7 protein-coding genes are annotated in these 8,054 nt (G+C 60.3%); 5 read left to right on the top strand and 2 right to left on the bottom strand.

The features are described 5' to 3' along the window. The 5 genes from leuS to ACIOZM_RS30210 all read left to right on the top strand — a co-directional run. Window positions 1-2,453: leucine--tRNA ligase (leuS, locus tag ACIOZM_RS30230; protein WP_401221002.1), on the top strand; the 2,453-nt coding region annotated here is incomplete at its 5' end. An 87-nt stretch (window positions 2,454-2,540) separates the two neighbouring features. Further along, window positions 2,541-3,146 (top strand): LPS assembly lipoprotein LptE, encoded by a 606-nt coding sequence (gene lptE, locus ACIOZM_RS30225; protein ID WP_401220999.1) that lies wholly within the window; start codon window positions 2,541-2,543, stop codon window positions 3,144-3,146. 39 nt (window positions 3,147-3,185) lie between these two features. Further along, window positions 3,186-4,223, top strand: coding sequence for a DNA polymerase III subunit delta (holA, locus tag ACIOZM_RS30220; RefSeq protein WP_401220996.1), 1,038 nt, complete (start codon window positions 3,186-3,188; stop codon window positions 4,221-4,223). 175 nt (window positions 4,224-4,398) lie between these two features. Then, window positions 4,399-4,563 (top strand): alternative ribosome rescue factor ArfA, encoded by a 165-nt coding sequence (gene arfA, locus ACIOZM_RS30215; RefSeq protein ID WP_401220994.1) that lies wholly within the window; start codon window positions 4,399-4,401, stop codon window positions 4,561-4,563. Between the two features lie 61 nt (window positions 4,564-4,624). Further along, a complete protein-coding gene (locus ACIOZM_RS30210) occupies window positions 4,625-5,947 on the top strand; it encodes a lytic murein transglycosylase (RefSeq protein ID WP_401220992.1) in 1,323 nt (440 codons plus the stop codon). Between the two features lie 119 nt (window positions 5,948-6,066). Here ACIOZM_RS30210 and ACIOZM_RS30205 read toward each other — a convergent pair whose 3' ends face one another. Both ACIOZM_RS30205 and lipA read right to left on the bottom strand, forming a co-directional pair. Next, window positions 6,067-7,017 (bottom strand): LD-carboxypeptidase, encoded by a 951-nt coding sequence (locus tag ACIOZM_RS30205; RefSeq protein ID WP_401220990.1) that lies wholly within the window; start codon window positions 7,015-7,017, stop codon window positions 6,067-6,069. A gap of 172 nt (window positions 7,018-7,189) precedes the next feature. Next, window positions 7,190-8,054 (bottom strand): lipoyl synthase (lipA, locus tag ACIOZM_RS30200; protein ID WP_401220987.1); only part of this gene is annotated, 865 nt, incomplete at its 5' end.

The raw sequence follows: 8,054 nt of genomic DNA, 5'->3' as shown, positions 1-8,054 counted from the left end.
ACGTGCGCAACTACACCATCGGCGACGTGATCTCCCGCTACCAGCGCATGCTCGGCAAGAACGTTCTGCAACCGATGGGTTGGGACGCCTTCGGCATGCCGGCAGAAAACGCCGCGATGAAGAACAACGTAGCGCCTGCCAAATGGACCTACGAAAACATCGCCTACATGAAAACCCAGCTGCGCAGCCTGGGTCTGGCGGTTGACTGGTCGCGTGAAGTCACCACCTGCAAGCCGGATTACTACCGTTGGGAACAATGGCTGTTCACTCGCTTGTTCGAAAAAGGTGTGATCTACCGTAAAAACGGCACCGTGAACTGGGACCCGGTCGATCAGACCGTTCTGGCCAACGAGCAAGTGATCGACGGTCGCGGCTGGCGTTCCGGCGCGCTGATCGAAAAGCGCGAAATCCCGATGTACTACTTCAAGATCACCGCCTACGCGGATGAGCTGCTGGAGAGCCTCGACGAACTGACTGGCTGGCCTGAACAGGTCAAGACCATGCAGCGCAACTGGATCGGCAAATCCCGCGGCATGGAAGTGCAGTTCCCGTACAACGTCGATTCCATCGGCGCAGCCGGCGTGCTGAAAGTCTTCACCACCCGTCCGGACACCCTGATGGGCGCGACTTATGTTGCCGTCGCCGCCGAGCACCCGCTGGCCACCCAGGCCGCGCAGAACAATCCTGAGCTGCAAGCGTTCATCGCTGAATGCAAGGGCGGCAGCGTCGCCGAAGCCGACGTCGCCACTCAAGAGAAAAAAGGCCTGCCAACCGGCCTGTTCGTCGAGCACCCGCTGACTGGCGAAAAACTGCCGGTATGGGTCGCCAACTATGTGTTGATGCACTATGGCGACGGCGCCGTGATGGCGGTACCGGCTCACGACGAACGTGATTTCGAGTTCGCCCACAAGTACGACTTGCCCGTTAAATCGGTAGTGCGTACCAGCTCCGGCGATACCAACCCGGCCCCGTGGCAAGACGCCTACGGCGAACACGGCACGCTGATCAACTCCGGTGAATTCGACGGCCTCGATTTCGCAGGCGCGTTCGACGCCATGGAAGTCGCGCTGATCAAGAAAGAACTCGGCGCCTCGCGTACCCAGTTCCGCCTGCGCGACTGGGGTATCAGCCGTCAGCGCTACTGGGGCTGCCCGATCCCGATCATCCACTGCGAAACCTGCGGTGACGTGCCGGTGCCGGAAGACCAGTTGCCAGTTGTGCTGCCGGAAGACGTGGTGCCGGACGGCGCCGGTTCGCCACTGGCACGCATGCCCGAGTTCTACGAGTGCAGCTGCCCGAAATGCGGCCAGCCTGCCAAGCGTGAAACCGACACCATGGACACCTTCGTCGAGTCGTCGTGGTACTACGCCCGTTACGCCTCGCCGCACTTTGAAGGTGGCCTGGTAGAGAAATCCGCGGCTGACCACTGGTTGCCGGTGGATCAGTACATTGGCGGTATCGAACACGCAATTCTTCACCTGCTCTATGCGCGCTTCTTCCACAAGCTGATGCGCGACGAAGGCCTGGTGAGCTCCAACGAGCCGTTCAAGAACCTGCTGACCCAAGGCATGGTGATCGCCGAGACTTATTATCGTCGCGAAGCCAACGGTGCCTACACCTGGTTCAACCCGGCGGACGTAGAACTTGAGCGCGACAGCAAAGCCAAAGTCATCAGCGCCAAGCTGATCTCCGACGGTCTGCCGGTAGAAATCGGCGGCACCGAGAAAATGGCCAAGTCGAAGAACAACGGCGTCGACCCACAGTCGATGATCGACCAGTTCGGCGCCGACACCTGCCGCCTGTTCATGATGTTCGCCTCGCCGCCTGACATGAGCGCGGAATGGTCCGACTCCGGCGTCGAAGGTTCGCACCGTTTCCTCAAGCGCGTCTGGCGTCTGGCGCAAGCCCACGTCACTCAGGGCCTGCCGGGTAAACTCGACGTTGCCAGCCTGAATGACGAGCAGAAAGTCATTCGCCGTGCGATCCACCTCGCGATCAAGCAGGCCAGCCATGACGTCGGCCAGAACCACAAATTCAACACCGCCATCGCTCAGGTGATGACGCTGATGAACGTGCTGGAAAAAGCTCCGCAAGACACCGAACAGGATCGCGCACTGGTTCAGGAAGGTCTGGAAACCGTAACGCTGTTGCTGGCTCCGATCACTCCGCACATCAGCCATGATTTGTGGACTCAACTGGGCCACGAAGGTCCGGTGATCGATGCCGGTTGGCCGGTGCAGGACGACAGCGCTCTGGTGCAAGACAGCCTGACTCTGGTTATCCAGGTCAACGGCAAGCTGCGCGGCCAGATCGATATGCCGGCCAGCGCGACTCGTGAAGAAGTCGAAGCGGCAGCTCGTGCCAACGAAAACGTACTGCGTTTCGTTGACGGCCTGACTATTCGTAAAGTGATCGTAGTGCCCGGGAAACTGGTCAATATCGTCGCCAGCTAATTGGATCGGGCGCCAGGTATGCCTGGCGCCATGTAAAACCTTTCGGGCCGCAAGACCGGCCCACATGGTTTCAAGGGGAGCAACAAGATGATCAAACGCAATCTGCTGGTGATGGGCCTCGCGGTTCTGCTGAGCGCCTGCGGTTTCCAGCTGCGTGGCACTGGCACCACCGAACTGACGATCAAGGAACTCGATCTGACCGCACGTAATGCCTACGGCGAAACCGTAACGCAACTGCGCCAGGTGCTGGAGTCCAGCGGCGTCAAGGTTTACAGCGGTGCACCGTACAAGCTGTACCTGGCTGACGAGCAGGAAGACCAGCGCATCCTCAGCTACGCCGGTGCCGGCCGTACTGGCGAGTATCAGGTGACTACCGTTCTGAACTACGACATCCGTGGCGAACATAACCTGAGCTTGCTGAGCGACAAGCTCGAAGTGCAGAAAGTGTTCATCCACGACGGTAACAACCTCGTGGGTTCCGATCAGGAAGCCAACGACGCCCGTCGTGACACCCGCCGCGAGCTGGTTCAGCGCATGATGCTGCGCCTGCAACAGATAACTCCGGGGCAACTGCAGCAGCTGCAACAGGCTGCCAATGACCGGGCCAAAGCAGAAGCTGACGCCCTGCAAGCGGCGCAAAAGGCTGAAGCGGAAACTCCGCGTCAGTCGCCGCTCGAACTGCCGAAGCAGTAAGACGTACGGGGCGCTCAGGCGCCCCGTTCGCCCTCTCTTATGAAGCTCGCTCCCGCTCAACTCGGCAAACACCTGCAAGGCGCCCTCGCGCCGGTCTACATCATCAGTGGCGATGACCCACTGCTGTGCCAGGAAGCCGCCGACGCCATCCGCAGTGCCGCCCGCCAACAAGGTTTCGACGAACGCCAGGTGTTCGCCGCCGACGCCAGTTTCGACTGGGGTACGTTGTTGCAGGCCGGTGCGAGCATGTCGTTGTTCGCCGAAAAGCGCCTGCTGGAACTGCGCCTGCCCTCGGGCAAGCCCGGTGACAAGGGTGCAGCTGCGCTGATGGAATACTGCTCACGTCCCGCTGAAGACACGCTACTGCTGATCAGCTTGCCCAAGCTCGATGGCAGCGCGCAGAAAACCAAGTGGGGCAAGGCGCTGGTTGAAGGTCAGCAGACCCAGTTCGTGCAGATCTGGCCGGTGGATGCCAACCAGTTGCCGAGCTGGATTCGTCAGCGTCTGTCGCAGGCCGGATTGGCGGCCAGCCAGGACGCGGTCGAACTGATTGCCGCACGCGTCGAGGGTAATTTGCTCGCCGCTGCGCAGGAAATCGAGAAGCTCAAGCTGATGGCCGAGGGCGGCCAGATTACCGTCGAAACCGTACAGGCAGCCGTGGCCGACAGTGCCCGTTTCGACGTATTCGGGCTGACCGATGCGATCCTCAACGGCGAAGCCGCCCACGCGTTGCGCATACTTGAAGGATTGCGCGGTGAGGGTGTCGAACCACCGGTGATTCTCTGGGCTCTGGCCCGAGAGTTGCGCCTGCTGGCGAACATCTCCCTGCAATACAGCCAGGGCACGCCGCTGGACAAGTGCTTCAGCCAGTCGAAGCCGCCGGTATGGGACAAACGCAAACCACTGATGAGCAAGGCCCTGCAACGCTACTCGGCGCAACGCTGGGCGCAGTTGTTGCTCGAAGCTCAGCGCATCGACGCGCAAATCAAGGGTCAGGCAGCCGGTTCGCCATGGATGAGCCTGAGTCGTCTGGCACTGTTGATGGCCGGTCAGCGCCTTTCATTGCCTGCTGAATAAAATCAAAAGATCGCAGCGTTCCGCAGCTCCCACAGGATCGGTGTAGGATCTGCGGCACGCTGCGATCTTTTGATCTTGTTTTCCTACAAACACCACCCCCATTTGCCCTATAGACAGATGCCCGACATCGGCAGATTATTTGCCGCGCAAAACCCACTCACTCGCGAGAACCCCAATGAGCAAAAAGCCATCGAAACATGGCCCGAACAAGGCCAAATCCATCATCGCCCAACCCCTGTTCCGCAGCCGCCAGGAACAGCCAACCAAGGGCAAAGGCAGCTACCGCCGCGAAGCCTTCCAGTCTAAAAGCTGGGAGGCTTCTTACTTTCTGGCTGCTTGAAGCAGAACCCCCCTTCGACATGTTAAGGTCTGCACCTGATTCGTATCTCTTGGAACTGTGCATGCCCTTTAGTCTTTCCCATCGTTGGCCCGTTCGCCAATTGATCGCTGCAGCAAGCTTCGTCCTGCTTGTCGCCTGTGCGGAAAAACCCACCGCCGCCGATGCGCAACCCCTGCAAACCGCCCCTGTCGTTACGGCCCCAGCGATAATTCCGCCGGTAGTGCCGTCCGCCGACCCGCTCGATATTCAGCCGACCCAGACCTTTGCCGAATGGCAAGCAGGTTTCCGCAAGGACGCCCTCGCCGCCGGGATTCGTCCTGAGCTGTTTGATCGCGCCTTTGCCAATGTCAGCTTCGACCCGAGCGTAATTCGCGCCGACCGCAGTCAGCCGGAATTCTCCCGCCCGGTCTGGGAATACCTCGACGGTGCTCTTTCGCCATTGCGCGTACGCAAGGGCCAGGCGTTGATCAGCCAGTACGCCGACATCCTTCAGAGTATCGAACAGCGCTATGGCGTTGATCGTCAGGCGCTGGTGTCGGTGTGGGGCATGGAAAGTAACTTCGGTCAGTTCCAGGGCACCAAGTCGGTGATCAATTCGCTGGCGACTCTGGCCTATGAAGGTCGGCGTCCGGGCTTTGCCCATGCGCAACTGATCGCGGCCCTGCAAATCCTGCAACAGGGTGATATCACGCCGGAAAAAATGCTTGGTTCCTGGGCTGGCGCCATGGGGCAGACCCAGTTCATTCCGACAACTTACAACACCCACGCCGTGGACTTTGACGGTGATGGTCGCCGCGACATCTGGGGCAGTCCGGCCGATGCCCTGGCTTCGACTGCGCATTATCTGCAAAGCTCCGGCTGGCAACGCGGTCAGCCGTGGGGCTTTGAAGTGCAACTGCCGGGCAGTTTCGACTTCACCCTGGCGGACGGTGCGATTCGCAAAACTGTCGCTGAATGGCGGCAACTGGGTGTGAGCCTGCCGAATGGCGGTCAGGTACCGCAGGGTTCCGAGCAACTGTCAGCCGCCCTGCTGCTGCCGGCCGGTTATCGTGGTCCGGCGTTCCTGATCCTCGACAACTTCCGGGCGATCCTCAAGTACAACAATTCTTCGTCGTACGCGTTGGCAGTCAGCCTGTTGTCCGAGCGCTTCAGTGGCGGCGGCCTGATCAACGGCACCTGGCCGAAAGATGACCTGCCGCTGAGCCGCACCGAGCGTATTGAATTGCAGACCCTGCTGAGCGCGCGCAACTACAACGCGGGCACCGCTGACGGGATCATCGGCGCCAATACGCGCAAGGCGATTCGCAGTGCGCAGCAGTCGTTTGGCTGGCCGGCGGATGGTTATCCGACGCACAAGCTGCTTGAGAGCCTGCGTACCCAGTAAAAGCATCGCGGGCAAGCCCGCTCCCACAAGGGTCGTTGTCGAAACACAATTCTGTGTTCGACTCAAAAACCTGTGGGAGCGGGCTTGCCCGCGAAGACTGACTATCAGGCGAACAACTTCTACGCCTTGATCACCACATCCTGCTCCAGCATCAACTCCTTCTTCCCTGCATCCAGCCGCACCAACGCCCCCATCGGCAACGTCAGGTTCGGATCGCAATGCCCGCTGCGCCACCCGGACAGCACCGGAATCCGCAACGGCTCAAAGGTTTGCTTGAGCAAGCGATTCAACGCATCGATCTCTACCCCGGCAATATCCCCCACCAACACCCCGCGCAGCTTTTGCAGCATGCCTGCCAAGCGCAATTGCGTCAGCAACCGGTCGATGCGGTACAGCGGCTCGTTGATGTCCTCGATGAACAGAATCACCCCTTCCAGATCAATCTGGTAAGGCGTGCCCATGGTCGAGGCGATCATCGCCAGATTGCCGCCAAGCAGGCGCCCATGCGCGATGCCCGGCTCCACCGTGGTCAACGGATAAGCAACCGGGTGACTGAACACGCTGCCCGACTTCATCTGCCCACGCAGCATGGCGAAAAACGAGGTCACTGTCGGCGGCTCCTTGTCGCCCAACAGATCAGCGTTCAACAACGGCCCGTGAAAGGTCACGAAGCCGGCGTAGCGACTGATGGCGACGTGCAGCGCGGTGATGTCGCTATAACCGACAAAAGGCTTGGCATTACGGCTGAGCAGGTCGAAATCGATACGATCCAGCAGGCGCGGCGTACCGTAACCGCCACGCAGGCAAATGATCGCATCGACCTCCGGATCGGCAAACGCAGCATGCAGGTCGTTGAGCCGTACATCATCGCTGCCGGCCAGATAGCCGTCCTTCTCATAGACGCCCGGAAACACCCGCAAGCCGTAGCCACGAGCGCGCATCCATTGCACAGCCTTGTCGGTGTCCAGCGCGCCGGGGCCGGCGGGTGCAATCACGCCGATCAGCCCTTCGGACGGCAGCGCTGGCACCGGTTTGTGCGGAGAAAGGGTATGGGTCGGTCGAACAGTCATCCTTGAATCTCCCTGTGAGAAGTCTTGAAGACACAGTAGTCAGGAACAGCAGCAAACAGAAGAGGCTCTGTTGCCCATCAATTGCAGGAAAAGTAACCGATTGATGTAGGCCAGACAAAAAAATGCCCGCCGGGCAATGAAGCCTCGGCGGGCATTTTCGTATGGCGCTGGATCAGGAACCGAGCAGCTCGGCCTTGACCAGTTTCGCCTGTTCGTCAGCGTGGTACGACGAGCGTACCAGAGGGCCCGACGCAACGTTCTTGAAGCCCATCTTGTAACCTTCCTCGGCGAACCAGGCGAAGACGTCCGGGTGCACGAAGCGCTGAACCGGCAAGTGGCTGCGGGACGGTTGCAGGTACTGGCCCAGAGTCAGCATGTCGATGTCGTGTTCGCGCATGCGCTTCATGACTTCGATGACTTCTTCGTCGGTCTCGCCCAGACCCAGCATCAGGCCAGACTTGGTCGGAATGTGCGGCATCATCTGCTTGAAGCGTTGCAGCAGGGTCAGCGACCACTGGTAGTCCGAGCCCGGACGCGCAGCCTTGTACAGGCGCGGCACGGTTTCCAGGTTGTGGTTGAACACATCCGGTGGCTCGGCGGCAGTGATTTCCAGCGCCACGTCCATACGGCCACGGTAGTCCGGGACCAGGGTTTCCAGCTGCACGTTCGGCGACAGTTTGCGGATTTCGCGGATGCAGTCGGCAAAGTGCTGGGCACCGCCGTCACGCAGGTCGTCGCGGTCAACCGAAGTGATCACCACGTACTTGAGCTTCAGGTCGGCGATGGCGATGGCCAGGCTTTCCGGCTCATTGACGTCCAATGGTTTCGGACGACCGTGGCCGACGTCGCAGAACGGGCAGCGACGGGTGCAGATGTCACCCATGATCATGAAGGTCGCGGTGCCACCGGAGAAGCACTCGCCCAGGTTCGGGCAGGAAGCCTCTTCGCAGACGCTATGCAGCTTGTGCTTGCGCAGCAGGCTCTTGATACGGTCGACTTCCGGCGAAACCGGGATGCGCACACGAATCCAGTCAGGT

The organism is Pseudomonas sp. NPDC087346, from assembly GCF_044744235.1.
In the GTDB taxonomy this organism is placed as follows: domain Bacteria; phylum Pseudomonadota; class Gammaproteobacteria; order Pseudomonadales; family Pseudomonadaceae; genus Aquipseudomonas.
This window is presented reverse-complemented; position numbering and strand designations above follow the sequence as displayed.